Below are 25,940 nucleotides of genomic sequence, written 5' to 3'. Positions count from 1 at the left end.
TACAATCGTCGCCAACGCCGCGGACGGCTGGTACGTGGATTCACTGCGCCGCGAACCACTGTTCCTTCTCGAGCGATTACCCCTTGCCGCAGCGGGCAATATCTCCGGTGAGCGCATCGACCGACCCACGCCGAGCACCGGTCCGACTGCCCCCGCAGTCGAACAATGTTGCACCTCGGACGGTGCAAGGGTAAGGACTCTCTGCCACGTGGCGTCCGTGGCGATCGCGCGCGCAAGGTCGGCATCGATGTGGCCGTAACCCTGCAAATAGCCTGGCAGGTCGTCGAATCCGAGCAGGGTGGAAGCGTTGACACCCACAAGAATTGTCGCAATCGGGAGCGCGGAGGTCTTCGTATCATCCCTACGGGTGCAATCGCCGTCGCACTGACAATCCAACGACGTCTTTCCTTCCGCCAATGCGATCAGTGCATCGGCACGACGTTGCCCGAAAGTTCTCGGATCGGAACCACACACCTGCATCGACATCGCACGGAGTCTGGTGGCCAAAGTCTGAGCGCCAACCGCTGGAAGCATTCCGTCCAGAGTCGACATACCGTCGTGCGACGCGCACGTTCGAACGTCCCGATCCGCCTCCGCACGAACTCGCCTGGCACGCACCCCATCAGGGTCGTACCGAGCAATGAGACCTCGTGCGCGCGCCTTCAACTTGTTACCGGTTGCACGGCAGGCACCGTCCACGAGGAGTCGCTCGATCTCATCGAGCGCGTGCTCGGAAACATTGGCGAGAGCTTCGGACAATGCCGTCGCTTTGGCCAGATCGATGTCACCGCAAGCAAAAGCGGCCGCTACCCGCGGAAGCCGCCAGCGCAGGTCACATCCCAGTGCAATCATTTTCTGCGCGGCGTACTCCGTAATGCTCAGTATCGACGCGATCTCCACGTGCGCGAATTGACCCCGAAAAGCCTCATTGACTCCAACCGCGGCATCCTCCTCACAACGGTCCAAGTACAGCGCAGTGACCGCGTCGATCTCGAGGAAGTGGGCGCGCGCGATTTCCGCATGCTGCCGAAACAGCGCGCCCGCGGAAGTCTTCGATTCGAACATATGAGCGATTCTACGGGCGCCCACCGACAAGTTTTGCGGACTCCCGGGGTATTCACCGATCCCCTAGGAGGAGACAGCATCCTCTGACATGCGCTCGCTTCACGCCCGCTGCGCGCACAACAGCGCGAAGCGCTGATCCTGATCCGTCCACACCTTCCGCACCCCGAAGCCCGCGGATGCGAGCTCCGCGGCAATCCCGTCCTCGGTGAACTTCGCTGAGATCTCGGTGCGCAGCTGCTCGCCCGCTGCGAAGGTGATCTCCAGATCCAGGTCGTCGATATGCACCGAGAGTGCACGAAGTGCTTCCAACCGCATTTCGATCCACTGGTTCTCGGCATCCCAGAGCGCGACGTGACGGAAGTCTTCCAAGGGAAAGTTCGCTCCCAGTTGCTTGTTCAGGACCGCGAGAACGTTGAGGTTGAACTGCGCAGTCACGCCGGCAGCGTCGTCGTAGGCGGGCACGAGAACCGCCGGATCGATCACCAATCCCACCCCCAGGATCAGGTTCTCCCCCGGAGCGAGCACCGCTGCGATTCCCGAGAGGAACTCGGCTCGTTCTGCGGGAACGAGATTACCGAGAGTTCCGCCGAGAAAAGCGACCGCGCGCCGTCCACCACCGGGCAAATGATGCAGCGAACCGGTGAAGTCGCTGACCACTCCGAGCACGTCGATTCCGGGAAACTCGGCACCGACTTGCTGCGCCGCGCCTTCGAGGGCCGTCACCGAAACATCCTGCGGTACATACGTTCGCAGAGTTCCGCGAGCCGTCATCGCGTCGAGGAGTAACCGCGTCTTCTCCGAGGAACCTGAACCCAGTTCGATCAGGATCTCGGGTTCGGTCAACGCCGCGATCTCGTCGGCGTACTGCGTGAGCAGGCCGCGTTCGGTACGGGTGGGGTAATACTCGGGTAAGGCCGTGATCTCCTCGAACAGTTCACTTCCACGCGCGTCGTAGAACCATTTGGGCGAGAGCCACTTCGGCGTAGCGGTCAGACCCTCCCTGGCCTCGGCTCGCAATGCGTCGACCGATTCGGCCGGTGTCAGATAAACCTCGAGCGTAGGGGTTTTCATTTTTCTCCCATCGGGATCGGGGTGATGATCACATGGCCGGGACGCGCGCAGACGATGTGCCGGTCCGGCACCTGCTCCCAGTCCGGGGATCGATCGAACGGTTCGGAAACGATCAGGGCCCGCGACTCGTCGACCCGCGTGTACAACGTGTGGCCCCACGCCGTGGCCCACAGTTCCTGCCCGTCACCGAACAGGAGGTTCAATCGTGAATCCGGCGCCGCCGCAGCTACATCGTGAACGAGGCTCGTCACGGCGACCTCCGCGGGCTTCGACTTCAACCGATGCCGAAGCACTGTCCACAACAAGGCAGCATCCGTCGGGGCGGGCATCTTCAGCAGTTCGACGGCCGGAACTTCTGCCGCCAAGTCGGCAAGTGATCCAGGCCAACCGGATACCGCTCCGTTGTGACTGAAAGCGTAGGTTCCGTCGACGAACGGTGCGCAGGCACCGATCTCGACGGCCATCCCCTCCGTCGCGGAACGTACGGCGGCGAGGACGGCTCCGGAACCGATGTGGGACAACGTCTCGTCGACGGTCGGGTCCGACCAGATCGGCGAGATACTGCGGTACCGTCCCTGTCTCCCACCGTTCCACCACACCGCACCGAATCCGTCGGCATTGATGGTCCCGCCACCACGCATCTCGCGAGGTGCCCACGACTGTCGCATCAGTGAGTTCTCGCCGTCGTGGATGAGTTCACGAACCGAACGTGGCGGCCCGAGATACCCGAGGTGCCGACACATGTCAGGGTCTACCCGAAATCGTTCTGGCGCAACGAAAACCCGAGAAGATCTGGCGCCTGATCGGATGGTCCCAGTTACGGAACGTCCCACGACAGGCAACGCTGTCGGTCCCGAACGATCCCCCTCGCAACACCTTGTAGTCGCCGCCGAAGAATACCTCCGAGTACTCCCGATACGGGAATGCCCGGAAACCCGGATACGGATGGAAACCCGAAGACGTCCACTCCCATACGTCGCCGATCAACTGCTCGACACCCGCTGCTGACGCCCCTGCTGGGTAAGAGCCGACGCCGGCGGGGCCGAGATGGCGTTGACCGAGATTGGCGAGATTCTCGTCTGCGGAGACGTCCCCCCAGGGGAACCGTCGTGATCTTCCGGATTCCGAATCCCAGCGCGCGGCCTTTTCCCATTCCGCCTCGGTGGGAAGCCGTTTGCCTGCCCAGCTGGCGTAGGCCTCAGCCTCGTAGTAGCTCACATGCACGACCGGCTTGTCCGGCGGAACCGGAGCCTCGACGCCGAAAGTCTCGTGCCACCAACCCGAACTGTCGTGTTCCCAGAACAGGGGTGCACGCAGTTTCGCGTCGACGCGATGCCGCCAACCGTCGCGAGACCACAGTTCCGGTCGGGAATACCCGCCGTCCTCGATGAATTCGACGAACTGCCCGTTCGTGACCGGGAATCTGTCGATCGCGAAGTCGGTGAGATAGACCTGATGCGCAGTGCGCTCGTTGTCGAGTGCCCACGGTTCGTCGTCGGTCCCCATGACGAAGGGGCCGGCGGGAATCGTGACCTCGTCGAGTTCCGGCATGCGGGCCGCTTGCGGAGCGGGTGTCGCAACGAGTGCCGTGGGTCCCGAACGCAATTGGTGTGTCGCGAGCATGGTTTCGGCGTGTTGCTGCTCGTGCTGCGCGATCATCCCGAAGGCAAAACCGTCCACGTCGAGTTCTGTACGACCGAACGTGCTGGCTTCGAGCACATCCCAGACCTTCCCACGGACCGTACGTACGTATTCGCGCGCCTCGGCCGGGTTGAGCAGGGGAAGTGTGGGTCTCGACGATCTCGAATGCTTGAAAGCGTCGTACAGCTCGTCTATGTCGCTACGCACCGGATCGCGGCCACCGACATCGCGAACCAACCAGAGTTCCTCCTGATTACCGATGTGCGCCAGGTCCCACACGAGTGGACTCATCAACGGGGAATGCTGAGCGATCAATTCGGTATCGTCGACGCAGTCGGTGAGCAGCGTCGACCGCTCACGCGCTCGCAGAAGTACGGCCTCGACCGCTTCCTTGGTGATCTCCCCCGTCATGTGTCGCTCTCACCGGGCACGATTGCGCGACAACACCGTTCGGCTGCAGCATCGAGAAGACGAACGAACTGCGGCTCCGGCGCGTACGACGCGGCAAGCGACATCAGAGAGGTTGCAGCCGAACGCAGTTCGACATCGTCCAATCCGTACTCCGCCGCGTCCCGCCACCTCCCGGCCGTCGATGCTGCAGCATCACTGGCCTCCCGCATCACGGCAGGCCCGGACAGCAACGCATCGACCGCTGCTACCGGCACTCGCCACAGATCTCCCGGCTGCGCATCGATGTAGCGAACCTCCAGATGGCCGACGGCGCGAACCGGCGGGAACAGCGTGGACAGGTGATAGTCCAAGTCTGCCCAGACGGGTCGGCGTCCGATCTCGGCATCCACAGCGCCGTCTATCCAGTCTCCGAAAGTGGCACCCCGCGGAGCCGTCCAATCGTCACCCTCGTTTCGCACACACATCAGCGGAACATCGAGCGCCCAGCCGGCGTAGTCCTGCACTTCCGGGACTGCGACCGTTCGCCAGGAATCGAGTTCGAGCCACGTCCGCATGCGTTGGGACGCCCAATCTCCCTTCGGAACCCCTTGCAAGCGTGGAGAACACGCAAACGCTGCGATGAGAGCCGGGCCCATGTCCCCGAGGAGCCGCCAACGCTGGGCGATGGACTCCGGGCTGCCGCCGGCATCGACACTGATCTGTACTGCCGCGGTATTGCACATCATCAAGGTGCCGTACGGTCCTATCCCGGCGAAGCGGGATTCCATTGCGCAATAACGCGGCAGCCGGAGAATCCGGGAAGGTGGGCGGGCGACGTCGGCCGCCGCAGAACTGATTTCGACGGAGTACGGCGCGAGGAGTGTTTCGAGAGTACGACGGTCGTCGTCGAGGCAGTCACACAGTTCGCGAGCGGACGTGCGCGGCGCTGAGGAGAGTTCTATTTGTCCGCCAGGTTCTACGGTGACGAGGCTGCCACGCGGAAGCGGTGCCGCCGGTGAATCAGGGTCGATGCTGGTGGGTGCATGTCGCCCGAGTGCCCTTGCCAGAGTCGCGGCTGACGGCCTCTCTCCACCGGGAACGTGGCTGGTCAGCCACTCGAGTTCAGCTCCTACCAAGCGGGGTGGCCCCTGTTTGAAGCACACACCACCGACGTAGGCCTCGGCCGCAGGACGCGAATCCACCTGCGTGGTCTGTGCTGCTGTCAACGCTGCTGTCACCATTCGACTTCCCCTTCGGGCGGTCTTCGCGGTCGCTACCGACGATAGAACGCCAACGTCCGAGATGCACCCTTTGTGGTGTTACGTGTCGTTGAATTTCTTCAGTCGTATCCACCGGTACCCACAACCGGCCAGAACAACACCTACCCCGAAAACAACCGCAATCCACGGAAGTGTGACCACCAGAACGACACAACCAGCCGCGCCGACCGCTTGCAGCCACTTCGGATACATCCGGTCCACCCCGCGCTGGCTGTAGGCACTCACGTTCGCGACGAGGTAGTAGAGCAGCACTCCGAACGACGAAAAGCCGATCACCCCACGAAGATCGGTTGTCGACACCAAAACGATCACGACAGCACCGACCACAAGTTCCGCATGGTGAGGTACCTCGAACCGTGGGTGGACGGCTGACAGGGCAACCGGCAGATCACGCTCGCGTGCCATCGCCATCGCCGTACGGCTCACCCCCGCGATCAGAGCCAGCAGCGCCCCCGCCGACGCCGCCGCGGCACCGATCACCACTACGGGAACTGCCCAGTTCCACCCGGTCGCGCCCACTGCATCGGCCAAGGGCCGTGCCGAGTTCGCCAGCCGATCAGGTCCTAACGTCACCAACAGCACCACTGCTACCAGTGCATAGAGGATGACGGCGACGGTGAGAGCAATCAGGATCGCCCGCGGAATCGTGCGGCGCGGATCGCGCACTTCCTCCCCCAGTGTTGCGATCCTGGCGTAGCCGGCGAAGGCGAAGAACAGCAGCCCCGCCGATTGCAGGATTCCGTACCACGACGCGAACGCGAGATCCGGGAGCTCGCGCACTGCACCAGGACCGACGACGGCAACCAGCAGCGCTACGCACAGTGCGGTCGCCGACACAGCGACGATCACCCTGGCCATGTGCGCCGTCCGCGTCACTCCGCGGTAGTTGACTGCAACCAGCGCCGCCACCACCAATACCGCGACGGGAACACGCCAGGCCGTAGGCGCAACATACGTCGCGAAAGTCAGGGCCATGGCCGCGCAACTCGCGGTCTTCCCGATCACGAACGACCAGCCTGCGGCAAACCCCCACCAGGGTCCGAGCTGCTCACGTCCGTAGACGTAGGTCCCACCTGACGTGGGGTATCTGGCCGCAAGCTGCGCCGACGACGTCGCGTTGCAGAATGCGATGAACGCTGCAATCGCCAGGCCCACAAGCAACCCGGTACCGGCCACCGCGGCAGCGGGCGCGAACACCACGAAGACTCCGGCGCCGATCATCGCGCCGAGGCCGATCACTACGGCATCGACCGTGCCCAGCCTTCGCTCCATCGGGACAGCTTCGTTCACAGGTAGTTTGAACCACACCGACATGAACGGAAGGTGCCATGTTCGATCTCGACACGATCCGCCGCGACACTCCCGGATGCCTCGACAAGGTGTTCCTCGACAGCGCGGGATCCTCGCTCCCACCCGAGCCTGTGCTGACCACGATGATCGAGCACCTACGACGTGAAGCCGACGTCGGCGGATACGTCGCAGCTGCTCGTCAGAGCGGCGCCCTGGCTGCTGTTCCGCATTCGCTGGCCCGGGTCATCGGCGCTCAGGCAACCGATATCGCGTTGACGGACAGCGCGACCCGCGCGTGGAACGACTTCTTCGCTTCGGTTTCGCTCGGACCTGGTGATCGAATCCTCATCAGCGGAGTCGAATACGCGAGCAACGCCATCGCCGCGCTGGGGCGGGCGCGTTCGACCGGCGCCCACGTCGAGATCATCCCGAGCGATCAGTACGGACGCATCGACCTCGATGCACTCGAGAACATGCTCGACGAACGGGTTCGCCTCGTCTCCGTCGTCCACGTCCCCACCAACGGCGGCCTGATCAACCCAGTCCGCGAGGTCGTCGAATTGGCCAGAGCCAATGGCTCTCTCGTTCTGCTCGACGCGTGCCAGTCCTTCGGCCAGTTGCCCATCGACGTCACCGAACTCGGCATCGACGCCCTCAGCGCCACCGGCCGCAAGTGGCTCCGCGGGCCACGCGGAACCGGATTCCTGTACGTCCGCCCCGGACTCGTCGACGCGCTCGAACCCGCTGCGATGGACCTGCACGGAGCGGAATGGACGAGCGAGAACAGCTTCGTCCCCGCACCGGACGCAACACGATTCGAACTCTGGGAGACGAGTGTCGCTGCGCGCCTGGGTCTTGGCGCCGCCGCCGATTATCTGCTCTCGATCGGCACCGACACGGTGTGGGCACAGATCGAATCCAGAGCAGTCGCGCTGCGGCAAGGGCTGGCATCGATTCCCGGAGTCGACGTCCACGATCGAGGAACCCAGCTGAGCGGCATCGTTTCCTTCACCGTCGAAGGTATTTCCGAGCACCTCGTGCGGGATCAGCTTGCAGCACAGAACATCACCGTCACCGTCAGCGGTCGCGGGTCCACGCTCCTCGACATGGATGCACGCGGGCTCGACGCCGTGGTTCGCGCATCGCCGCACTACTTCGTCGACGAAGCAGACCTGGACGCATTCCTGGGCGCGGTCAGGAGATTACAAACCTCCCGTTGACCGGGACCACGCCTGATCCGCGGACCTCGAAACTGCAACTGTGTGGCGATCAGTAGTTTCGTCTTCCGAAAGGACGCTTCGCATGGCCGACCCGACCGTCAGACCGATCTCCGCTGCAGACATCACCACCTGGGACTACGAGGCCGACGTCGTCGTCGCGGGATACGGCATCGCCGGCGTCACCGCTGCGATCGAAGCAGCGCGTGCGGGCGCCGAGGTGCTCGTCCTGGAGCGGACGGGCGGTTGGGGCGGAGCCGCGTCACTGGCTGGTGGATTCATCTACCTGGGCGGTGGAACGCCGTTGCAGAAGGCGTGCGGGTTCGAGGACTCGGTCGAGAACATGAAGACGTTCATGAAGGCAGCGCTCGGCCCCGGAACCGACGACACGAAGATCGACGCGTACTGCGAGGGCAGCGTCGATCACTACAACTGGCTCGTCGACGCCGGCGTCCCGTTCAAGGAATCGTTCTGGGGTCAGCCCGGCTGGGAACCGCCGTACGACGACGGCCTCATGTACTCAGGCGGCGAAAACGCCGCACCGTTCAACGCGCTCGTCGATCCCGCGCCCCGCGGACACGTCCCGCAGATGAGCGAGAAGAAGACCGGCGAGCAGGGCGGCGGCTACATGCTGATGAAGCCACTCGTCGAGACGGCCGAAAAGCTCGGTGTCCGTGCAGAATACGATCTGCGTGTCCAGACTTTGGTGGTCGACGGCGATCGGGTCGTGGGAGTTGTCGCCAAGCGCTACGGCAAGGACGTCGCGATTCGTGCCCGCAAAGGCGTCGTGCTTGCGATGGGCAGTTTCGCGTACAACAACGAGATGGTGCGCTCGAACGCACCGCGTATCTTCGGCCACCCGGCGGCCTCGATCGAAGCGCACGACGGCCGCGCAATCCAGATCGGTCAGGCTCTGGGCGCCGACACCGCACACATGGACGCCACCGAGGTCGCGTTCTTCTGCGACCCACAGTTGATGGTGCGCGGCATTCTTGTCAACGGCCGTGGTCAGCGATACATCCCCGAAGACACCTACCCGGGCCGCATCGGACAGGCAACACTGTTCCAGCAGGACAACCAGGCATTCCTCGTGATCGACGAAGCTGCGTACGAGGAAGGCATGAATGCCGAATCGTCCAGTGCGCAGTTGCGGGCGCAGCCGACCTGGGTGGCGGAAACCGTCGAGGAACTCGAAGCCGAGATGGGGCTTCCCGCCGGATCGCTGCAATCGACCGTCGACCTCTACAACCGTCACGCGGCTGAAGGGTCCGACCCGGTGCTCGGCAAGAAGTCCGAGTGGGTCAAGCCGATCGTCGGCCCGTTCGCGGCAATCGATCTACGTGGCCGCACAGGCGGATTCACGCTGGGAGGATTGAAGACAACCGTCGATTCCGAGGTTCTGCACGTCTCGGGTGCGCCGATCCCCGGACTATTCGCAGCGGGGCGCTGCACGTCCGGTGTCTGCGCAGGTGGTTACGCCAGCGGAACCAGTCTCGGCGACGGCAGCTTCTTCGGACGTCGTGCCGGAATCAGCGCAGCGCGCTAGGTCACCACAACCCGCACGCCGTCGGCAAAGCGGTACGGCTGAGTCTGCAGAACCGCGCCGAGGTGTTTCCTCAATCTGGACACCTCGGCGCGCACTGCCACCACATGCTCGCGATCACCGAAGAGCACTTCGCTCAGGCCTGCGGCATCCACGCCAGCCGATCCCACGGCTGCCAGCGCACGCAAGATCTGAGCGTGACGCGGCGAAAGCGCGCGCGTCCAGTTTGCATCACCACGGACCGTCACCTGCGGCGATGCACCGAGTGACAGCTCGAGCTCGATCACCGGCCCGCCGACGCCGGTGCGCAACAGCCAGCCGTCACCGAGCGGCTCAGGCAGACACATCCCAAGACCTGGCACGATGACGGGCTTTCCCGCACTGGGTGCCGCCACCCGGTCAGGCGCGGCAATCCCGCTGGCGCCGGCCACCCAGCCGAACTCGTCGACCACCAATGCCGGACCCGTGCCCGCCGCGAACAATGGCGCCGCCCGCGAGCGCAGGCGATCGAGCTGAGCTGCATGCTCGCGCCACAGCGTCGCCTCCGCGAGGCGAACCGCGGTGCGAACCAGCGCGACAGTGGTGGGATGCACCGAGGCTGCGGACCCGCTGATGTCCACCACACCCAGGATCTCGCCTGTCCGGGGGTCGTGCACAGGCGAGCCGGTACATGACCAATTGTGATGCGTCGGCGCATAGTGCTCGGCCGAGAAGAGTTGCACCGCAGAATCTTCGATCAGCGCGGTACCGATCGCGTTGGTACCCACCGACTGCTCCGACCAGCGCGCGCCTTCGGCAAACCCGAGTGCGTCCGCCGCTCGTTTGACGGTCTTCGCCCCTTCGCGCCAGAGCAGGACACCGTCGGCGTCGGCAACGACCACGATGAAGCCCGCGTCCTCGGCGACCTCGGTGAGCGTAGTTCTCAGTTCGGGCAGAACGCTGCGCAGCGCGGTACGCGAACGCCTCGACTCCAGCTCGGAGAAATCGGCGACAGCGGACGCGCCGCAATGATCGGGCGCGAGCCCACCCGCGGCCACCCGCGACCACGACCGCGCCACGACGGTCCGCGGCTGCGCCGGTGGTTCCTGCCCCGAGAGAACTGCGTCGTGCACCCGGCTCAGAAGGCGCGCATGTTGCGACAGGTCGGTACCCGGCACGACGGCACCGAGCCGACTGCCTTCGGGAGCGCTCCCCACGGTGGTCACTCCGTCAGGCTACCGCTTTCGATGTGACGCGAACCACGTCCACACGGCCAGGTCCCCACCACCTGCGATTAGCGGCGGGGAGCAAACTCCGGTAACGTATCCAAAGTTGTCTCGGCGAGGGTGAATCGCAGCAGTTCCACACGTTGCAGGTTTACCGTGATCGACGCGGCTACGGCTCAGCTCGAGCGTTTCGCTCCTGGCCGTGTGCGCGCCTGTCCGCCTTGCCGCAGGCAAAACCACACGTCAGTAAACCGAGCACGAACCCCGTGAGTTGTAGGAGCCGTTTCATCATGTCTGAAGAAAACAACCTCGTCGCCGTCGTCCGCACCGAATTCGGCAAGGGCGCAGCTCGCCGCGCACGTCGCGACGGCCAGGTCCCCACGGTTCTGTACGGCCACGGCGAAGATCCCCGCCACCTCAACGTGCCGGCTCGCGACTTCGCTCGCATCCTCCGCGCACAGGGCACCAACGCCATCCTCACCCTCGACATCGAGGGCACGGAGCAGGTTGCACTGACCAAGTCGGTCGTCGTGCACCCCATCCGCAGCTACATCGAGCACGCTGACCTCCTCGTCATCAAGAAGGGCGAGAAGGTCACCATCGACGTTCACGTCGTAGTCGTCGGTGACGCTGCTGCAGGCACCATGGTCGCGCAGGATGCATCGACCATCTCCATCGAGGCAGACGCCCTCCACATCCCCGAGCAGATCGAGGTCTCGGTCGAGGGCCTCGAAATCGGCACCCAGATCCTGGCAAGCCAGCTCGAACTGCCCGCCGGCTCCGTCCTGCAGGCTGACGCCGACACCCTGATCGTCAACGTCGTTGCTGCACCGACCGAGGCTGACCTCGAAGAGGGCGCAGAAGCTCCCGCCGCCGACGAGGCTGCAGAAGAGGCCTGATCCTCTCGGTTCCAACAGAACTCACTGCGCGCGGCGCGTCATTCCGATTCGGAGTGACGCGCCGTTCGTGCGTAGCAGGAAAAACAAGCCAGAAAGTAGCGTCCGTTGAGCACAGATACCGCCCTCGTCATCGGCCTGGGTAATCCCGGCCCGCAGTACGAGAAGACCCGGCACAACGTCGGCTTCATGGTCGCCGGCACCCTTGCCGGGCGCATGGGCGGAAAGTTCAACGTACACAAGAAGAGTGGCGCCGAAATCGTCGAAGGTCGCCTCGCCGGCCGACGCGTGATTCTCGGAAAACCACGCTCGTACATGAATCTCTCGGGTGGCGCGGTCGCCGGTCTCGCGCGATTCTTCTCGGTCGATGCCGCGAACATCATCGTCGTCCACGACGAACTTGATCTCGATTTCGGGACCATCAGACTCAAACTCGGCGGCGGCGAAGGCGGACACAACGGTCTGCGGTCCATTTCGAGTTCGTTGACCACCAAGGACTACCTGCGCACGCGCGTCGGGATCGGTCGCCCGCCGGGCCGCATGGACCCGGCGGACTACGTTCTCAAGCCGTTCTCGTCCACGGAGCGAAAAGAACTCGATCTCGTGTGCGAAGAAGCTGCGGATGCAGTCGAGCTACTGCTCGAACTCGGGCTCGAAGCCGCACAGAACCGCTTGCACTGACGGTCAGTTACCCAGCAGGGCAGCCGAATTGGCGCGGCGGAGCTTTCCCGACGACGTCTTCGGAATACTGCCCGGGCCCAGAACCGCAACGGCGCGAGGCCGGACACCGACGTCGGCAACCACGGCGTGGACCACTTCGCGCTCGATGCGCTTGACCTCTTCCGGATCTTCGAAAGCGTTGGTCTCGACGGCGACCGCAAAGCTCTCACGCTTCTGGCCGGCATCGAGACGGATTGCGACGGCATTTCCCGGGCGCACACCGGCAACGCTTCCGGCCGCCCGTTCGATGTCTGTGGGGTACACGTTCCGGCCGCCCATGATGATGACGTCCTTGACTCGCCCGCACACCACGACCAGTCCTTCTTCGGTGAAGTACCCGACGTCACCGGTATCGAGCCAACCGTCGGAGTCCTGCGCCGGCTTGTGACCTTCCACCGTGACGTAACCGGGGGTCACTGCCTTGCCGCGAACCTCGATGATTCCGACGCCGCGAGCCGGAAGCACCTGGCCGTCGCGGTCGACGATGCGTCCCTCGAGGTCAGGCACCATCTTTCCGAGTGTGGCGAGGGCACGAGCGTTGGGGCGATTGGACGGCACCGCCCGAGACATCGACTCGAGGAAGTCGGGATCGACGTAGTCGAGGACCTGACCTTGATCGGGATCCGGAATCGACACGGCGAGCGTGGTTTCCGCCATTCCGTACACGGGAGCGAGCGCGGTCGGGTTCAAACCGAAACGCGCACCGGCCTCGGCGAGGGCATCCATCGTGTCGGGATCCACCGGCTCGGCGCCGTTCCACATGTATCGGACGCTGGACAGGTCGACTGCCCCGTCTTCTGCCTGTGCGAGTCGACGAGCCAAGAGCGAGTACGCGAAGTTCGGTGCGGCGGTGACAGTTCCGCCGTACTTGCCCATGAGTTCCGCCCACAGCACCGGGGTGCGCAGGAAATCCATCGGCGTGATGCTGATGACCTCGGCGCCCACCTGCATCGGAACCGTCAGGAAGCCGACCATGCCCATGTCGTGGAAGAGCGGAAGCCAGCTCACCATCACGTCGTCCTCGATGGAGAACTTGATGCGGTTGATCATGGCGTAGGCATTTGTATAGAAGTTCTCGTGCGTGATCTGCACGGCCTTGGGCGAACCGGTGGAACCTGACGTCAACTGTTGGAGTGCGATATCCGATTCGGCCGTCTCCACGGGATCGATCGACGTTCCGCTACGAAGCTCGTCCACCGTCACGACGGTGATGCCACGCTCTTCGAGGAGCGGCTTGGCCGCGTCGAATGGTGCACCCAGAATGACGGCTTTTGCGGAGATCATGTCGATCACCGTCTCGGTGTCCTGAGCCCAGACGCCCAGATCCGTTCGGGGGGTCGGCTGATGCAGCATCGTCACCGACGCACCGCGCATCCACGTCGCCTGGCAGGCAGGCGCGATGTCGACGGGCTGTCCGGCGAGAATGCCGATCGCGACGCCGCGATCGATGCCGACCTCGGCCAGGCCACCGGCCATGCGCCGAGCTTCCTGGTGGATGTCGCCCCAGGTCTGACGGAAAGCGTTGTCGGGCTCTCCCGTCACCAGGCCGCGGTCGGTGACTGCGGCGGTCGCGTACATCTCTTCGGTGAACTTGCTCAACGCAACTCCTCGGTCAGTGTCACTCTTCGATTCAGTGCAACCCTTCGCAGGACACAAATGGCTGTGTGTTCGAACACACACATACATTGATAATCAGCGATCGTTCGCCGAGTGTTACGCCGCAGTGGCTACTGCCTCGTGGTCTGCGAGTATCCTTTCTCTGTTGTGCTGCCGCACTCTCCACCTGTCCGCGCACCGGCACGTCGCCGGCACCGACGCCCACTTCGAGAGGTTCTTCGTTGACTACCCCGTCCGACTCGACCGTCCCTTCCGACTCGACTGTCCAGTCCGACACCGAAGGCCCAGATTCAACCGAGAGCGGGTCGGTCGCGGTCACGACGACGACCAAGGGCTTGTCCGCCGAGGCGGAGCGTCGCCGCACCTTCGCCGTCATCTCGCATCCTGACGCCGGTAAGTCGACACTCACCGAAGCGCTGGCACTGCACGCGAAGAAGATCTCCGAGGCTGGTGCCGTCCACGGCAAGGCCGGCCGCAAGTCGACGGTCTCGGACTGGATGGAGATGGAGAAGGCCCGCGGCATTTCCGTCAGTTCCACCGCACTGCAGTTCAACTACCACTCGTCCGAGACCCCGGACGAGCAGATCAACGTCATCAACCTCGTCGACACCCCCGGTCACTCCGACTTCTCCGAGGACACGTACCGCGTCCTGACCGCCGTCGACGCAGCGGTCATGCTCATCGACGCTGCCAAGGGCCTCGAACCGCAGACGCTCAAGTTGTTCCAGGTGTGCCGTCACCGCGGCATTCCGGTCATCACGGTCATCAACAAATGGGACCGTCCCGGCCAGACTCCTCTCGAACTGCTCGACGAGATCAGCGAACGCATCGGCCTCACGCCCACTCCCCTGTACTGGCCCGTCGGCATCGCCGGCGACTTCCGAGGACTGTTGCGGCGCGGCGAAGACGGTGAGGCTCGCGAGTACGTCCGCTTCACCCGTACCGCAGGCGGCGCGAAGATCGCCCCCGAAGAGGTCATGGACGCCGACGCGGCGCTCGCCAAGGAAGGCTCCGAGTGGGAGACCGCGGCCGAGGAGAGTGAACTGCTCTCCGCTACCGGCCAGGACCACGATCAGGAGATGTTCCTCGCCGGTCAGACGTCCCCGGTGATCTTCGCGTCCGCGATGCTCAACTTCGGTGTCCGCCAGATCCTCGACACTCTCGTCGAATTGGCGCCGCCGCCGCGGGGCCGCGAAGACCTCAGCGGCAAGCCGCGCGAGGTCACCGATCCGTTCAGTGCGGTCGTCTTCAAGGTGCAGGCCGGTATGGACACCGCGCACCGTGACCGTCTGGCGTTCATGCGCATCGTCTCCGGCGTGTTCGAGCGCGGCATGGTTGTCACACACGCTCAAACCGGCAAGCCCTTCACGACCAAGTACGCGCAGACGGTATTCGGCCGTGAACGTTCCACCGTCGAATCCGCGTTCCCCGGCGACGTCGTCGGCCTCGTCAACGCCACCGCACTCGCACCCGGCCACACGCTGTACACCGAGAAGAAGGTTGAGTTCCCGCCGATCCCGTCGTTCGCGCCGGAACACTTCTCGATCCTGCGCGCCGAAAGCGCCGGCAAGTACAAGCAGTTCCGCCGTGCAGTCGATCAACTCGATTCCGAGGGCGTCGTCCAGATTCTCCGCAACGACATCCGCGGCGACGCCTCCCCCGTCATGGCTGCTGTCGGCCCGATGCAGTTCGAGGTCGTCGCAGCGCGCATGAAGGCCGAGTTCAACGTCGAGGCCAAGATGGAACCACTCGGCTACGCATTGGCCCGCCGTACCGACGCCGCGTCCGAGGTCGAACTGAACCGTCAGCGCGGTGTGGAGGTCTTCACCCGATCCGACGGTGTCCTGCTCGCCCTTGTCAGTGACAAGTGGCGCCTGCAGTACATCCAGAAGGAACTCCCGGATCTGACGCTCGAACCCCTCGTCGCTGCTGCGGACTGATGAGCCTGATCGAGGCGCTGTTCGACGCTGAACTGCACATCGGCAGCGCCACGATTCTCTGGCGAGAGATCATCGGAAACGCGTTCGGAATAGGCTCCGCGATCGCGGGCGCGCGACGCTCGGTATGGGCGTGGCCTGTCGGTATAGCCGGAAATGCCTTGTTGTTCACGGTCTTCATGGGCGCACTTTTCCACACGCCGCAAGAGCTCAATCTCTACGGCCAGGCCGGCCGTCAGTTGTTGTTCATCACCGTCAGCGTCTACGGGTGGACCCAGTGGCGACGTGGGGCACGTGACTCCGGTCGCGCAGTCCTGCCCCACTGGGCGACAACTCGCGAGCGAGTCGCCATGATCGCCGTCATGGTAAGCGGCACAATCGCTTTCGCCTGGATCTTCGACCTTCTCGGCTCGTACGGAGCGTGGGCGGAGGCCTGGATCTTCACCGGCTCCATCCTCGCGACGTACGGGATGGCACGCGGCTGGACCGAGTTCTGGCTCATCTGGATCGGCGTCGACGCTGTCGGCGTTCCCCTTCTATTCCGGGCCGGGTACTACCCGTCGGCAATCCTCTATCTGGTCTACGCATTCTTCGTATTGTGGGGCTTTGCGATGTGGCTGCGTATTCAGCGCCGGACTCCACAAGGGGTATGACCGTAAACGAACTCCTGGTATGTTTGCGTCGATTAAGCAAACCAGCGGTCTGTTTACGGGCATCAGGAGCGAAACAATGGAAGACAAGAATTCTCATGGAATAACGGGCGCCAACGGTTCCGGCAACGGATCGAGAGCCAGTAGTTCCGCGAGTAATGGTTCTGCGAGCAACCTTTCCACGGGTAACGGTTCTGCGAGCAACCTTTCCACGAGCAACGGTTCCAGCAGTGCCACCGCCACAGCGGATTTTCTGTCGACCGCACCCAAGCAATCGGATGCATTCACGTTTCCGCTTCCTGCCCGAACCACGGCCGCACACAGCAGCGGAGAGGACCTTTCAGTGCCAGCTTCAACACGCGAATCATCGAGGACACTCGAGACTCGGAGTCGCACCGTCGTACGGCGCGACGCGATGGGCGTAGCCGCCGTTCGAGTGGCCGGTCGACTCACCCACACCGAACTCATCGCGAATCAGGCCTCACCCTCGAGCACGCATTCCTCCGATCCCACGATGGATCTGGACGAGTTGCTCACGATGCTCGGCAGCTACCTGTTGTCCTCGGGGTTCGAACATCCCGAAATCCACGCCAAGCTCGGTGGACAGTCGATCGTCGTCAACCTCGTGTCGCCGGAGATCAGCGCCAGCTGAGCTCGACCCAGCTGTTCAGGGCCACAGCACTGCTCGTCTCCATGCTCGGTCCGAGCCGCGCCGGTACAACCATCGCTGATGCCGACGCCCGGAGTCTGCCTGCCAGAACTCGACAGACTCCGGCTCGAGGCACCACGCACGCCAGTCCTTCGACACGAACCCCGGGTCGTCACTGATTCTTGCTTCCGCAGCCGCCACCGAGGCGTCGTACGCCCCTAAGTCTTCGAGCACCTCGCTCTGCTTACTTGCGGTCGCCACCGCTCTCGCAGTGACGGAGCGTTCGACGAAGTCTCGGCTTCGAAGTGCGTCGTCGCCCTCGCGAACCAACCCGCGAATCCGGACCTGCTGGCCCGTCTCACGCCAGTAGAAGGCGAGCGATGCTCGCGGATTTTCTTTCAGCTCAATGCCTTTCGGCGAAGCAGCTGAACCCGAAAACCAGAACCCACCCTCGGTCACGTCCTTGAGGATGAGGAAGCGGGAATCGGGCATACCGTCACTGTCGACGGTCGCGAGCGCACATACGTGTGGCTCGACGACGCCGAAGGCCACGGCCGCACGGAGCCAGTCGAGGAACAGCTCTCCCGGCTTTTCCGGAAAATGTTCAGGCGCGGGCGGCGGAGTTCCGGTCAGTGCGGGGATACCGCGAATCCACGTCCGTACGTCAGGCAGCGAAAAATCTGCATCAACCATGAGCCGACTCTAATCGCGGGCGGCCTCAGGAGACGTTGCGAACTACCGAGTCGCCGAACGACGGTTGCTGCAGCAGCGCCCACTTGTTGGACGTCAATCGGAAACTCGGCATGTCGGCGAGCGCCACCACCGATTCCCAGGTCCGCTCGTAGCTCGTGTGGGAGATTCGCCATTCACCGTCGCTGCAGCGGGTGTATCTGTCGTGATAGAAGGCCGATCCACGAAGAAGCATGCCGTCTTCGGGGATCACCACAGTGTCCGCGAGGCACCAGATCCCGGTTGCGGTGTCTCCGTCGACGTCGATCTCGGGTTGCCCGCACTGATGTTCAGTGATGACGTGTGATCCGAGGGTGTTCTCGAGGAAGGAGACGAACGAATCTCGGGAATCGAAACTGAGTTGTTCTCCGTAGATCGCGGTGGCGTCGACGGTCAGAGTGTCGGCGAATTCGACCCACGATTTGGTGTCCAAGGCGCGTGCGTATCGGTACTTGAGTCTTTGGATGAGAACAATCGCTTCGAGATCCATGATCCCCGCCTCCCGGTGCAGCAACCACCCGTCCTATGTGTGCACATTAGCCTGTATCACGCCGAAACGGGCATTACTCTCAAAGCTAGTAGAAATGTCAGCCGATAACACGCTTTTCCAGGCCGTCGAGCATGATCGTGATCTTCTCGTCCAACCAACCTCGCCCGTGCCACGTCGATTCGTCGCCGATCCCCTCGACCAACGACTCCGACGCATTCCAACTCTCCTGATACGCCTGGCGCGCAGAACGCGAATCCGCGGAGCTCACGGTCTTGTCCATCGCCGCCATCATTGCGAACTGCGTCATGGTCACCTCGGAGATGAAGTCCACGGCCAGGACCGCGTCATGTGGTGTGAAACCCTGCGCAGTCAACGAACCGACCAGTTTCTCCACGATCTCGATTATCGCCGGTGGCGTGCCCGGAACTGCGAGACCGACCTGGGCTAGACCTGGATAGCGCTCGAACGAGGACCACAGAACGTCGCACAAATCCGTCAGAAACTCACGCCACGGACGATCCGTGTCCGGCCATACAGTCTGACGCACAACGTGATCCGCACAAGCCCGCAGCAGCGCTTCACGGTCCGCGAAGTAGCGATAAAGTGCAGAATGGCTGACGCCCAGACGTTTTGCCACACTCGGCATGGTCAATTCACTCAGATCACCAGCCAGGGCGGCCTCGACGATGTCCACTGTCGACAACGTCGGCGGCCGCCCCGTCTTCTTTCCGGTTTGCATTCTGCTCAGCCTGCCACCTGCTCAGCCCGCTACCAACCGCCATCCCGACGCACGGTGGCGCTGGTTCCAGAACGCGGCGTAGTTCCCACCGGCTGCGAGCAGAACTTCGTGGGTTCCCACTTCGACGATCGATCCGTCGTCACCGAGCACGATGATCTGGTCTGCGGCCACGACGGTCGACAGTTTGTGAGCGATCACGAGCAGTGTGCTTTCACTGGCGAGTTCCTGCATCGCACGCTGTACATGGGCCTCGTTCTCGGGATCGAGCGCGGCCGTCGCCTCGTCGAGCAGAACGATAGGCGCGCGTTTGAGGAGTGCGCGCGCGATGGAGACCCGCTGCCGCTCTCCACCGGACAGTGCCGTCCCGCCCTCACCGACGCGGGTGTCCCAACCCCGCGGAAGTCGCTCGACGATTTCCGCGACGCCCGCGATCCGAGCCACGTCGAAGACCTCATCGTCCGTGGCTTCGGGGCGACCGAGGCGAATGTTCGCGATCAACGTGTCGTCGAAGAGGTACACGTCCTGGAAAACCAAGGACAACTGCGACATCAGATCGGCACTCGTGAGGTCCCGCACATCGACGCCGCCGACACGTACCACCCCCGAGTCGACGTCGTAGAAGCGCGAGATCAGCCGGGTGACGGTGGTTTTGCCAGACCCTGACGGACCGACCAACGCCGTCAGCGACTTCCGCGGCACCTCGAAGGAGATGTCCCGCAGCACCTGCCCACCGTCCGCGTAGCCGAAGTCGACGGCGTCGAACTGCACGGCCGTCTCCCCCGTCGGCTGCCCGCTGGTATCGGGTTCTACCAGTGGTTCCACTTCGAGGATCTCGGACATCCGACGGATTTCGTTGCGTGCCATTCTGATTGCACCGCCGAACTCGCCGATCTCACCCAGCGGTTGGATGAACCGTGCGGTCAGGCCGAGTAGCGCGATCAACGTGACAGGGTCGATGTCGCCGCCGAGCGCGAGGAATGCACCCAGGATGATCACGGCAGAGAAGACGAATTGCAGGGCGATCCCGTTGACCACGGACCCGATCACCACGAACCACAGTTGTGAACGACCCGCAGTGTGTTGCGCTTCGATCGCGTCGTCGAGCGGTTCGTACACCCCGTGTGTGCGTCCGAAAGCACGCAGGACCGGTTGGCAACGAGCGTATTCGAGCACTCGATTGTTCGATTCGACGGCTGCGGCATGTGCCCGATCGTCGGCCTTGGCAGTCATCGTCGAGGCAAATCTGGCTGCCGCGAACAGAATCGGAACGCTGACCATCAGTGCCAGCCCGAGGCGCCAGTCGAAGAACAGCATGCACACGACAATGGTTGCCGGGCTGGCAATTCCGGAGATGATCGGTGTCATCAGGTGCGCAGCCGCCCCCATCACCGAGATGGTGCCCTTGCTGGCAACCTGCGATACCTGGCCGAGACGGCCGGCGCCGAACCAGCCGAGCGGCAGAGTGACGAGATGATCTCCCAGGCGCAGATGCATAGTCCTCAGCAGCGTGAGGGCCGACTCGAATCCCTTCATCGCCTGCAGGTAATGCGCAATCGAACTGATCCCAGCGCACACGGCCATAGCGGCGAGCCACCGAAGGAAACTGCCCCAGTCCTGATCGAACAGTGCCTGCACCGCCGGGACCAGTAGCGCCACTGCCAAACCTTGCATCACGCCGTACAACACTGCCCACACCAGGAACTCGCGATAGCGGCCCTGATTCTGCGGGCCGAGTATCCGGAAGAGGTCGCGAATCATGAGTTGGCCTTTCCTGCTGCGTCAGACGTACCAGCGATGCTGTCGGCCCGACTGTGACTCGCCCACATCCGGGCATAGGTTGAACCACTCGCCACAAGCTGATCGTGCGTGCCCTTCTCCACGATCCGTCCGGCGTCGAGGACCACGATCTGATCGGCGCTCACGATCGAAGCCAACCGGTGCGCGATCACCAGCACGGTGCGGCCGACCGTCAAGCGCGACAACGCCTCCTGGATATCGGCTTCGGACTCCGGATCGGCGAAAGCGGTTGCTTCGTCGAGCACGAGAACAGGAGTGTCCGCGAGAATCGCACGCGCAATGGAGACCCTTTGGGCTTCACCACCCGAGAATCTGGCGTCGACCCCGACCACGGAGTCGTAGCCTCTCGGGAGCGCTTCGATTCGGTTGTCGATCTGCGCGGCTGCGGCAGCGGCCTTCACCTCAGCCGAAGTCGCCTGCGGTCGGGCAAGCCGAATGTTGTCGAGCACGGTCGCTTCGACCAGCTGCACGTCCTGCAGAACGAATCCGACGTGGCGGTACAGCTCGTCGGTCGCCACGTCCCTGACGTCGACACCACCGATGGCCACGGATCCGGCACGCACGTCGTGGAACCTCGGAACCAGCGTTGCCAGCGTCGACTTACCCGAACCCGAAGGTCCGACCAACGCCGTCACCGTGCCCTCCGGCAGCGTCAGATCGATGTCGGTCAGAACGTCGGCGCCGTCGTCGTAGGCGAAAGAAACTCCGGAGAATCGAACTTCATTCCCCGCGGGACTTTTCGGATGATCGGTTTCCGGCAGCGCCTCGGTCGAGAACAGCGCAATCAGTCGCGCCGCAGCGGCGGCTGCCTCTCGGCGAGCCTGCATACCGAAACCGATGGTCGTCACCGACACCGGAATCACCATCGCGACAAGAGAACTGGTCAGCACATCGATGGGTGACACCCATCCGGAGTGGACGAACCACGAGCCGAGGCCAAGGTTGACCACCAGCACTACCGGTGCGCTCAATGCAATCGAGGCCAGCGCCTCGGTCCGGAGCATCGGGCGAACCCAGCCCTCGTACGAGAGTGCAAATGCCTTGGCGGCGTCGCGGTACCGGGAGTGTGACTGCTTGTCCTGACCGAAGGTCTTGACCACTGCGATACCGGTGACGAACTCGACGATGGTGTTGCTGATGGCCGCGATGCCCTCATTCATCCGGCTCATCTTGACGGCCATGTCCTTGGTCATCATCGCGTAGGCGATCATGTAGATCGGGAGCGTGGCAATCGCGACCAATCCCAGACGCCAGTCGATCGAGATCACGTAGCCGAGTCCGACGAGCGGCACTGCGATGGCTCCGGTGGTCTCGACGGCGCTGTGCGCAACCAGGTAATGGAGATCGGAGATGTCGTTCTGCGCGGCTTTGCGCACGGTTCCGGACGAGTGGGAGGTGAACCAGCCCAAGGGAAGTCGACCGAGAGTCGCTGCGATTCGACGCCGCAGCACCGCCTGCAGATTCACATCGGCGAAGTGCGTCACGATCAACGCACCGCCTCCGAAGAACGCACGCATACCCAGACCGAAGACGACCACCCACACGATCGTCCAGACACGGGACGAGTCGACGTCACCGCCCACGATCAGCGTCTTACCCAGTTCGGCGATGGCCACGTACGGCACGATGGCGGCGACCGCGGCGATCACCTGCATCACCATCGCGATGGTGGTCCGCGTGCGCACTGGAGCAAGGAGTTCGCGAAGCGCGCTCTTGTGCTCCGCCGCTTCAGCTTTGGCTTGCGAGGCTTCGGCCGCCGCTCCTTGTGATACGTCGGCCTCTTCAGATGAAATGTCTGCTTTCGTGGCCTGTGTCGTCGTCATTTCGAGAACGCCTTCCATCGGGTAACTGCGTCGGCGTCGGATGCGATGCGTCCTTGGAGCTCCGCGCCGGTGAGTGTGCGATCGGCAAGTGCCTCGAGGTCTTCGAGGATCCAGTAGACCGCGAAGGGATAACTGCCGAACCAGAGTTCGCCGCTGACGTCTGCCGTGCGCCCGGCCTGCACCGCAGGGATCTCGTTGAACAACGGATTTGCGTGTACCAGTGCGCCGTCGTAGATGTTTCCCGAGGTCACGACCATCGCGTCCGCCGCGTGCTGCCCGACCTCCTCGCCCGACACCGAAGACGTGGCAACACCTGTGTTCGGTCCGATCTTCGCGTCGAGTTCGGCTTGTGGACGCCTGAAACCGGCTTCCTCGATGATCGAGGACATCGGCGACTGTGGAATGACGGTGTAGATGCCGCCGGAGAATCCCACCAGCACGGACAACGTCTGCGGTTGCGCCTCGACCGTTCCGGATACTTCGGCAAATTTGGTCTCGAGCCTCGACACGATTTCGCGAGCTTCGGACTCTCGACCCAGTGCAGTCGCCGCGGTATTCAGAACTTCGCGCCACGGCGCCGCGTAGGCGAGCACCGTCGTCGGGGCAATCTCGTTGGCCTGAGCCGTGATCGACGTCAACGACCCGACGTCACTGAGCAGGATTCTGTCAGGATCGACTGCTGCGATCTGTTCGACGTCGGGCGACTCGAAGAACGTCGGTTTGTCGATGACCTCTACGCCCTCGCTCTGCAAGATCTCCTTCGCCGCCTGTGATTGCAGGGTGGCAAAGACCGTATCGGGCTTGACCCCGAGCGTGAGCGCGTTGAGTGCTGCGAACTCGTCCAGTGCGAGCAACTTCTGCGGCGCAGGGGCGGCAGAGGACCCGTGTGCCGCTGCGTCGGCATCATCGACGCCCGAGGAGCAACCGACAAGGGCCGTTGCTGTCGCTGCGAGTGCCGTTGCTCGCAGGCCCCACTGCTGCCGCATCCTTCTCTCCCTGCTTTAGTTACACACTGTCTCGATTAGGGGAGCCTACAATAACTCAAGCCGTTTGTGCAGCCCTCGTCACCGGAAGTGCAAACGCCGGCAGACACGCGACAACGCTGATGACTGCGCCCATCACGAACGCCGCTCCGAACGAATCACCGGAAATACCGATCGCCAGGACTGCTGTGGTCACCGGCGCACCCACCGCCGATCCCACGGTCCTGATCACGCTGTTGACACCACTGGCCGCTGCCATCTCCGATGGCGGCACGATCGAAGCAACCAACAGAGCACAGACCGCGAACCCCACGCCGTTCCCCAACCCGACGAGGGAGAAGAACAGCACGATCGCAACCACCGAACTCGGCCAGATTGCGAGTCCGATCGCGCCCGTCGCCATGAGTGCCAGCGCTGTTACCGCCGGTACTCGCGGCCCGTATCGCCGCGCGAGAGCCGGCGTCAAACGCCCGCCGAGAAAGACGAGTACAGCGGCAGGCAAGAGCGCCAACCCGGTCTGCACGACAGTGAATCCGCTTCCGTACGTGGACGTGTCCGGCGCCTGGAGGATCCGCGGCAGGCAGAGGTAAAAGATGTACGGCACGAATCCGAACACCAGAGTGAGTGCGCTGGTGATCATCATCGGCTTGTCCCGAAAGACTCGCATGTCGACAATCGGCGCGTCGTGGCGGGAATCGACGGCAATCAGTGTCGCGAACGAAACTAACGCGATCACAACCAGACCCCAGAATCCGAGCGACAGAACTCCCCAGTCGGAGGCTTTGGTGATCGCCAGGAGCAGGCTCACCAACCCGAACGCCAGTGCTCCGGCACCGGCCCAGTCCGTCGGCATACCCGGCCGGCGATGCGAACCCGGAACCACGGCCACCACCGCGACCAATGCGAGCACGATCAAGATCCCGGTGATCACGAACAACCACTGCCAACTGAGATACTCGAGAATGACACCGCCGATCACCAGTGCACTTCCGGCACCGATTCCCAAAGTCCCAGCGAGCCAACCTATCCCCGAAGACAACTCGGCGCCCACTACCGTTCTCCGCAGCACTGCCATCGCGAGCGGGAAGCTCGCCATACTCACTCCCTGGACGGCCCGAACAACGAGCAGCACCCCGATGTTCGGCGCTGCCGCGGCGGCGAATGTGGCGAGGGCAAAGATGATCAGAACGATCACCAGAACTCGCTTGTCGCCGAACCGGTCACCCATTGCCCCGACGATCGGAGCCATCACCGCGGCCGCCAACAGATAGGACGTAAGAATCCACCCGGTCACCGCCACGGACGTGTCGAAATGCTCACCCAACACCGGCAACGCCGGTACCAGCATCGTCTGCATGAGCGAGTAGACGAGTACCGCTCCAGCCAGGGCTGCGATCACCCGGCTCCCGGATCGCGTGGGCGCCTCTGCCAAGGTCGTCATCGACACCTTCCTCCAATCATGAATCGAATCGGAACGGAACACTCCGTTCCGATTGAGTAAACCATGCATTGCTAGCCTGTGGGAATGGCGAAAGAGAATGCGAGCCTCCCCGGACGCGCCCGAGAAGCCGCAGACAACGACGTCACCGTGCTGCGAGCGGCGCGCGAAATTTTTGCCGAACAGGGTTGGAATGCACCGGTATCGGCGATTGCCGCACGGGCCGGAGTGGGCGTCGGCAGCATCTATCGCCGATACCGAGGCAAGGAGGAACTGGCGCAATCCCTGCGCGTCTGGGCGATCGATCACCTCGCCACCCTTGCCCGAGAGTGCGTGAGCACCGCGAAAACCGATGAAGCCGTATTGAAGACGTTCTTCTCGCGATATCTCACCGAATCGGTGGGACCGCTCATTCCGGTCCTCGGCGGCAGGTTGCCTGAACACGCCGAAGTCACTCGTGCCGCCGAAGAATTGGAGGCCGCCTTGCAATCCATGGTCGACGTCTGCGTCGACACTCGCGAAGTCCCGCCCGGCTTCACTGCTGCAGACGTCATGCTCATGACAGTGCATCTGCGGCCGACTCTGCCGATCGAGGGCGATCGAGCCACCGAAATACACACGCGTTATCTCGATTTCATGCTCGACGGACTTCGTGGCGGAACACCTCAACCGTCGATCACTCCCCCATCCTGGAGCGAATGGCTTCAGATGTGGCAGGGCGCCTGACCCGGAGAACACCCGAACAGAACATCAGGTTAGGCTTACCTAGC

At 63.3% G+C, this 25,940-nt stretch carries 23 protein-coding genes; 9 read left to right on the top strand and 14 right to left on the bottom strand.

Annotated features, from left to right (window positions below; all coding sequences use genetic code 11):
* The first annotated feature begins 726 nt into the window (after positions 1-726).
* Positions 727-1,152, top strand: coding sequence for a hypothetical protein (locus FEZ59_RS30080; RefSeq protein ID WP_242459888.1), 426 nt, complete (start codon positions 727-729; stop codon positions 1,150-1,152).
* Positions 1,153-1,164: 12 nt separating this feature from the next.
* Here the strand turns inward: FEZ59_RS30080 and egtD are convergent, their stop codons facing one another.
* From egtD to FEZ59_RS19445, 5 genes are all read right to left on the bottom strand, one after another.
* On the bottom strand, positions 1,165-2,136 hold the full coding sequence (gene egtD / locus FEZ59_RS19465) for an L-histidine N(alpha)-methyltransferase (RefSeq protein ID WP_172933060.1): 972 nt from the start codon (positions 2,134-2,136) through the stop codon (positions 1,165-1,167).
* Positions 2,133-2,879: an ergothioneine biosynthesis protein EgtC gene (gene egtC, locus FEZ59_RS19460; protein WP_020908572.1), complete on the bottom strand. Its 747-nt coding sequence runs from the start codon at positions 2,877-2,879 to the stop codon at positions 2,133-2,135. The genes egtD and egtC overlap by 4 nt, the downstream gene beginning before the upstream one ends.
* Position 2,880: 1 nt before the next feature.
* Positions 2,881-4,188 carry an ergothioneine biosynthesis protein EgtB gene (egtB, locus tag FEZ59_RS19455; protein ID WP_042952519.1) on the bottom strand — a complete coding sequence of 436 codons (1,308 nt, stop codon included), beginning with the start codon at positions 4,186-4,188 and terminating at the stop codon, positions 2,881-2,883.
* Complete coding sequence (egtA, locus tag FEZ59_RS19450; protein ID WP_172933059.1) at positions 4,185-5,408, bottom strand: ergothioneine biosynthesis glutamate--cysteine ligase EgtA; 1,224 nt, start codon at positions 5,406-5,408, stop codon at positions 4,185-4,187. The genes egtB and egtA overlap by 4 nt, the downstream gene beginning before the upstream one ends.
* A gap of 78 nt (positions 5,409-5,486) precedes the next feature.
* Entirely contained in the window at positions 5,487-6,761 is a 1,275-nt protein-coding gene (locus tag FEZ59_RS19445; protein WP_172933058.1) for an APC family permease, read from the bottom strand.
* Between the two features lie 14 nt (positions 6,762-6,775).
* Here FEZ59_RS19445 and FEZ59_RS19440 point away from each other — a divergent pair, with 14 nt between their 5' ends.
* Positions 6,776-7,957: an aminotransferase class V-fold PLP-dependent enzyme gene (locus tag FEZ59_RS19440; protein ID WP_172933057.1), complete on the top strand. Its 1,182-nt coding sequence runs from the start codon at positions 6,776-6,778 to the stop codon at positions 7,955-7,957.
* Between the two features lie 82 nt (positions 7,958-8,039).
* Positions 8,040-9,500 (top strand): FAD-dependent oxidoreductase, encoded by a 1,461-nt coding sequence (locus FEZ59_RS19435; protein WP_029255897.1) that lies wholly within the window; start codon positions 8,040-8,042, stop codon positions 9,498-9,500.
* Here FEZ59_RS19435 and FEZ59_RS19430 read toward each other — a convergent pair.
* Positions 9,497-10,693, bottom strand: a complete 1,197-nt coding sequence (locus FEZ59_RS19430; protein ID WP_084325352.1) for a GAF domain-containing protein — start codon at positions 10,691-10,693, stop codon at positions 9,497-9,499. The genes FEZ59_RS19435 and FEZ59_RS19430 overlap by 4 nt on opposite strands.
* Positions 10,694-10,992: 299 nt before the next feature.
* Here FEZ59_RS19430 and FEZ59_RS19425 point away from each other — a divergent pair, with 299 nt between their 5' ends.
* Both FEZ59_RS19425 and pth read left to right on the top strand, forming a co-directional pair.
* The gene (locus FEZ59_RS19425; RefSeq protein WP_020908579.1) at positions 10,993-11,601 is read left to right on the top strand and encodes a 50S ribosomal protein L25/general stress protein Ctc; all 609 of its coding nucleotides are present in this window, start codon (positions 10,993-10,995) and stop codon (positions 11,599-11,601) included.
* A gap of 105 nt (positions 11,602-11,706) precedes the next feature.
* On the top strand, positions 11,707-12,279 hold the full coding sequence (gene pth / locus FEZ59_RS19420; RefSeq protein ID WP_003946229.1) for an aminoacyl-tRNA hydrolase: 573 nt from the start codon (positions 11,707-11,709) through the stop codon (positions 12,277-12,279).
* Positions 12,280-12,282: 3 nt separating this feature from the next.
* On the opposite strand, the gene FEZ59_RS19415 is transcribed toward pth, so the two are convergent.
* Positions 12,283-13,917 carry a fatty acyl-AMP ligase gene (locus FEZ59_RS19415; protein ID WP_031331014.1) on the bottom strand — a complete coding sequence of 545 codons (1,635 nt, stop codon included), beginning with the start codon at positions 13,915-13,917 and terminating at the stop codon, positions 12,283-12,285.
* 239 nt (positions 13,918-14,156) lie between these two features.
* On the opposite strand from FEZ59_RS19415, the gene FEZ59_RS19410 reads away from it, so the two are divergent.
* The 3 genes from FEZ59_RS19410 (at position 14,157) to FEZ59_RS19400 (ending at position 17,174) form a co-directional block, all read left to right on the top strand.
* Positions 14,157-15,875 carry a peptide chain release factor 3 gene (locus tag FEZ59_RS19410; protein ID WP_007728924.1) on the top strand — a complete coding sequence of 573 codons (1,719 nt, stop codon included), beginning with the start codon at positions 14,157-14,159 and terminating at the stop codon, positions 15,873-15,875.
* The gene (gene pnuC / locus FEZ59_RS19405) at positions 15,875-16,525 is read left to right on the top strand and encodes a nicotinamide riboside transporter PnuC (RefSeq protein ID WP_172933056.1); all 651 of its coding nucleotides are present in this window, start codon (positions 15,875-15,877) and stop codon (positions 16,523-16,525) included. Before FEZ59_RS19410 ends, pnuC begins: the two co-directional genes overlap by 1 nt.
* 76 nt (positions 16,526-16,601) lie before the next feature.
* Complete coding sequence (locus FEZ59_RS19400; RefSeq protein WP_021345109.1) at positions 16,602-17,174, top strand: hypothetical protein; 573 nt, start codon at positions 16,602-16,604, stop codon at positions 17,172-17,174.
* Between the two features lie 15 nt (positions 17,175-17,189).
* On the opposite strand, the gene FEZ59_RS19395 is transcribed toward FEZ59_RS19400, so the two are convergent.
* The 7 genes from FEZ59_RS19395 to FEZ59_RS19365 form a co-directional block, all read right to left on the bottom strand.
* Positions 17,190-17,864 carry a pyridoxal 5'-phosphate synthase gene (locus FEZ59_RS19395; protein WP_172933055.1) on the bottom strand — a complete coding sequence of 225 codons (675 nt, stop codon included), beginning with the start codon at positions 17,862-17,864 and terminating at the stop codon, positions 17,190-17,192.
* Between the two features lie 25 nt (positions 17,865-17,889).
* Positions 17,890-18,390 (bottom strand): nuclear transport factor 2 family protein, encoded by a 501-nt coding sequence (locus FEZ59_RS19390; protein ID WP_020970307.1) that lies wholly within the window; start codon positions 18,388-18,390, stop codon positions 17,890-17,892.
* 97 nt (positions 18,391-18,487) lie between these two features.
* Entirely contained in the window at positions 18,488-19,129 is a 642-nt protein-coding gene (locus FEZ59_RS19385) for a TetR/AcrR family transcriptional regulator (RefSeq protein ID WP_019744674.1), read from the bottom strand.
* A gap of 21 nt (positions 19,130-19,150) precedes the next feature.
* Positions 19,151-20,887 (bottom strand): ABC transporter ATP-binding protein, encoded by a 1,737-nt coding sequence (locus tag FEZ59_RS19380; RefSeq protein WP_172933054.1) that lies wholly within the window; start codon positions 20,885-20,887, stop codon positions 19,151-19,153.
* Complete coding sequence (locus tag FEZ59_RS19375) at positions 20,884-22,749, bottom strand: ABC transporter ATP-binding protein (RefSeq protein WP_242459852.1); 1,866 nt, start codon at positions 22,747-22,749, stop codon at positions 20,884-20,886. The genes FEZ59_RS19380 and FEZ59_RS19375 overlap by 4 nt, the downstream gene beginning before the upstream one ends.
* Positions 22,746-23,735: an ABC transporter substrate-binding protein gene (locus tag FEZ59_RS19370; protein ID WP_172933052.1), complete on the bottom strand. Its 990-nt coding sequence runs from the start codon at positions 23,733-23,735 to the stop codon at positions 22,746-22,748. Before FEZ59_RS19370 ends, FEZ59_RS19375 begins: the two co-directional genes overlap by 4 nt.
* Positions 23,736-23,790: 55 nt before the next feature.
* The gene (locus FEZ59_RS19365) at positions 23,791-25,173 is read right to left on the bottom strand and encodes an MFS transporter (RefSeq protein ID WP_047890218.1); all 1,383 of its coding nucleotides are present in this window, start codon (positions 25,171-25,173) and stop codon (positions 23,791-23,793) included.
* 84 nt (positions 25,174-25,257) lie between these two features.
* Here FEZ59_RS19365 and FEZ59_RS19360 point away from each other — a divergent pair, with 84 nt between their 5' ends.
* Positions 25,258-25,896, top strand: a complete 639-nt coding sequence (locus FEZ59_RS19360) for a TetR/AcrR family transcriptional regulator (protein ID WP_019744679.1) — start codon at positions 25,258-25,260, stop codon at positions 25,894-25,896.
* The last annotated feature ends 44 nt before the right edge of the window (positions 25,897-25,940 follow it).

The sequence above is a fragment of the Rhodococcus sp. MS13 genome (assembly GCF_013277835.1).
Taxonomy (GTDB): Bacteria; Actinomycetota; Actinomycetes; order Mycobacteriales; family Mycobacteriaceae; genus Rhodococcus_F; species Rhodococcus_F erythropolis.
Note: the sequence above shows the minus strand (reverse complement) of the source record. Positions and strands in the feature narration are given on the sequence as shown.